Genomic DNA, 3,301 nt, shown 5'->3' with positions numbered 1-3,301 from the left:
GAGGTCTTCACGTTCGTAGGCCGCAGTCATTCAACCAACCTGCCCGGTCAGTACATCTAGTCACTCGCGCCTGCGACAGGGAGAGTGGCCCCCGCTAGACCGCGTTACGCTCTGTGCCTCGGGCCGCCTCGGCCTTCAACTCCCGGCGAGTGCGCTGCCGGTCGCGGCGGCGTTCGCGGCGATTCTGAGCACCCAGGTGGCACATCTCACAGGGGCAGAGCCCCACCCCGTCGTCACGCCATTCCCAGTGACAGTGCCCTGCCCGGTTCACGAGCGCATCCGGTGCAAGGGGAGCAGGCAGGTCACACACCCCATTGGTGTGGTCGTGGACGGCACGACGGTGAATGTCGCCACGAGCGATGCGCACCTGCAGCGGAACGTGGGCGTTGGTACGAGACAAGGCAAGCCTCCGAGGAACGGAACCCCGGCCCGCTGTCCCTCGGTGAAGGGCGGACCGGCGTTATGGCTTGAGTCCCTCGCGTGGTCGCCTGCGCATTCCCCCATTCTGGCACGCGGATATGTCAGCCCTACGCCGCCCCGAACCGGTAGGTCGACTGGACGGCACCTGCGGGCAGTTGCCGGACGGACTCCAACTGTGCGGGCACCGGCGCGGGAAGTGGCCCGAACAGCGGGACGCCCTCCCCCAGAAGCACTGGCACGCGGGTGAGGACGAGGTCCGCGAGCAGGCCGGCGGCGAGCAGAGCCTGCACGGTGCGCCCGCCGTCGGCGTAGGCGCGCGTGACGTGGGCGGCGGTCAAGGCGTCGACCAGTGCGGGTAGATCCGGGTGCACCGTCACCGTCGAACCGCCCAGGTTCGGGCGGGCTCCAGGGCCGAGGGTGCGCGAGAGGACGTGGATCGGCACGCCGCGATAGAAGGCGGGGTCGAACTGCAGCATGGCCTCGTAGGTCACGCGTCCCATCGCCATCGCCTCGATCGAGGCGAAGAAGGCGTCGAACCCGGTGTCGCCCAGCACCTCGTCGAAGTCGGTGAGCCAGCTCAGCTCCCCCAACGGGCCGGCGATGAACCCGTCGAGACTGCACCCCAGGAACGCGTGGAACGTCGTCATCGCCTCACCCTATGGCGCCGGGCTACCCGGTGGTCGTGGAGGAGGCGAGCCCCCGTCCTGGAATCGCTGCCAGCAACTCCACGGTGTAGGGGTCGTGCGGATTCTCAAACAGGTCGGCGACCGTTCCCGCCTCGACGACCTCCCCTTTGTTCATCACCGCGACCTCGTCGGCGATCTGCCGGACGACGGCCAGGTCGTGGGTGATGAACAGGTAGCCGAGTCCCAGTTCGGACTGCAGGTCGGTGAGGAGCTGCAGCAACTGTTCCTGCACGGAGACGTCCAGGGCCGAGACGGGCTCGTCCAGGATCAGAACCCTCGGGTTGAGGGCCAGCGCCCGCGCGATCGCGACGCGCTGCCGCTGGCCACCCGACAACTCCGCGGGAAGTCGGCGATGCAGGTCGGCGGGTAGCTGAACGCGATCGAGCAGCCCCGCCGCCGCACGTGCGCGGGAGGCCCGATCACCGATCCGGTAGGCCCGCAGCGGAGCGGCGACCGTATCGAGGATGCGCATCCGCGGGTCCAGGGAGCCGAAGGGATCCTGGTAGACGAGTTGCAGTCCCCGGCGCAGCTCACGCAGATCGGCCCCTGTCGCCGTCGTGATGTCTCGTCCTCCCAGCAGGACGCGGCCCGCGTCCGGCTCCACCAGCCGGCTCGCGATCCGGGCGACGGTGGTCTTCCCCGAACCGGACGCGCCCACCAGGGCAGTGGTCCGTCCCGCCCGGACGCTGAGGTTGACGTCACGGGCGGCCACCACCTCCCGCGTCCGGCCGCCCGCGCGGCTGACGTAGCGCCGGGCGATCCCTGCCAACTCCAGCACCACATCGTCGCCGCGCTCCCGCGGGACGGGTGTCCCCGGGGTGGCTGACAGCCGATGGGATTGCAGCGAGGGCGCGGCGGCGACGAGGCGTCGAGTGTACTCGTGCTCGGGCGCCCCCAGGACGCGCGAGGCGGGCCCCTCCTCCACGATGCGGCCGCCCTGCATGACGATGATCCGGTCGGCGCGGTCCGCCGCGACGCCTAGGTCGTGCGTGATCAGTAGCACGGACGCCCCGGCCTCCCGGGTGCGCTCCTGCAGGTGATCGAGGACCACCTTCTGCACGGTGACGTCGAGGGCGGAGGTCGGTTCGTCGGCGATGATGAGTGGCGGGTCGCAGGCCAGGGCGATCCCGATGAGGACGCGCTGCCGCTGGCCGCCGGACAGTTCGTGCGAATAGCGCAGCGCGACGGCCTGGGGGTCGTCCAGCCCGGCCTGGGCGAGGATCTCCAGGGCGCGGGCGTCCGCCTCGGCGCGCCCGGCCAGGCCGTGGATGCGCAGCGGCTCGGCCACCTGGACGCCGATGCGCTGCACCGGGTTGAGAGCGACGCCGGGGTCTTGCGGAACGAAGCCGACGTGACGGCCGCGGATGGTGGCCAGCCGGCGCTGCGACCAGCCCGCGATGTCGGTCTCGCCGAGCACGATCGCGCCCGCGTCGCGGTGGGCGCTGCCGGGCAGCAGCCCGACGATGGCGTGGGCGGTGGTCGTCTTGCCGGAGCCGGACTCCCCCACCAGCGCGACGGTTTCGCCGGGCCCGACGCTGAACGCCACGCCCTGCACCGCCGCCGTGCGACGGCCTCGGGAGGTGTAGCTGATGGCGAGGTCGCCGACGCTGAGCACCGGCTCAGGCGTCCCGACGGGCTGCTCGGTGGTGACGGTCATCGGATCACTCCGTCCCGGCGCTGGATGGCCTGGCTGATGCGGTTCGCCGACAGCACGACCGCGACGACGACGAACCCGGGGAGCATGGTGAGCCACCAGCTCGTCGCCAGGTAGGCGCGGCCCTCCGAGATCAGCGACCCCCATTCGGGGTCGGGCGGCACGACGCCGTAGCCGAGGAAGCTCAGGGCGGCGACGGCCAGGACGGCCTGCCCCAGTTCGAGGGTGATCAGGGAGGCGACGGGCCCCCAAGCATTCGGCAGCACGTGCCGCAGGATCACCCAGCCGGTGCGCTCGCCTCCGGCGAAGGCGGCCTCCACATAGGGAGCGCGGCGCACGCGCATCACGTCGGCGCGCAGCAGCCGCGCAAACGACGCCACCGAGGCGATCCCGACGGCGATGGCCACGTTGGTGATGCCGAACCCGAGTGCGGCGATGACGGCCATCGCCAGCAGCAGGCCGGGGATGGCGAGCATGACGTCCACGAGCCGCATGAGGACGGCGTCGAGGCGTCCGCCGACGAAGCCCGACACGAGCCCGA

At 71.2% G+C, this 3,301-nt stretch carries 3 protein-coding genes; all 3 read right to left on the bottom strand.

Annotation, left to right across the window (positions count from 1 at the left end; translation table 11 throughout):
- Window positions 1-527: 527 nt before the first annotated feature.
- On the bottom strand, window positions 528-1,067 hold the full coding sequence (locus tag V7E09_RS11680; RefSeq protein ID WP_324512034.1) for a dihydrofolate reductase family protein: 540 nt from the start codon (window positions 1,065-1,067) through the stop codon (window positions 528-530).
- A 22-nt stretch (window positions 1,068-1,089) separates the two neighbouring features.
- On the bottom strand, window positions 1,090-2,763 hold the full coding sequence (locus tag V7E09_RS11675; protein WP_324512033.1) for an ABC transporter ATP-binding protein: 1,674 nt from the start codon (window positions 2,761-2,763) through the stop codon (window positions 1,090-1,092).
- Window positions 2,760-3,301: ABC transporter permease (locus V7E09_RS11670; protein ID WP_324512032.1), on the bottom strand; the 542-nt coding region annotated here is incomplete at its 5' end. The genes V7E09_RS11670 and V7E09_RS11675, both read right to left, overlap by 4 nt.

It is taken from the genome of Propioniciclava sp., assembly GCF_036744435.1.
In the GTDB taxonomy this organism is placed as follows: Bacteria; Actinomycetota; Actinomycetes; order Propionibacteriales; family Propionibacteriaceae; genus Propioniciclava.
Note: the sequence above shows the minus strand (reverse complement) of the source record. Positions and strands in the feature narration are given on the sequence as shown.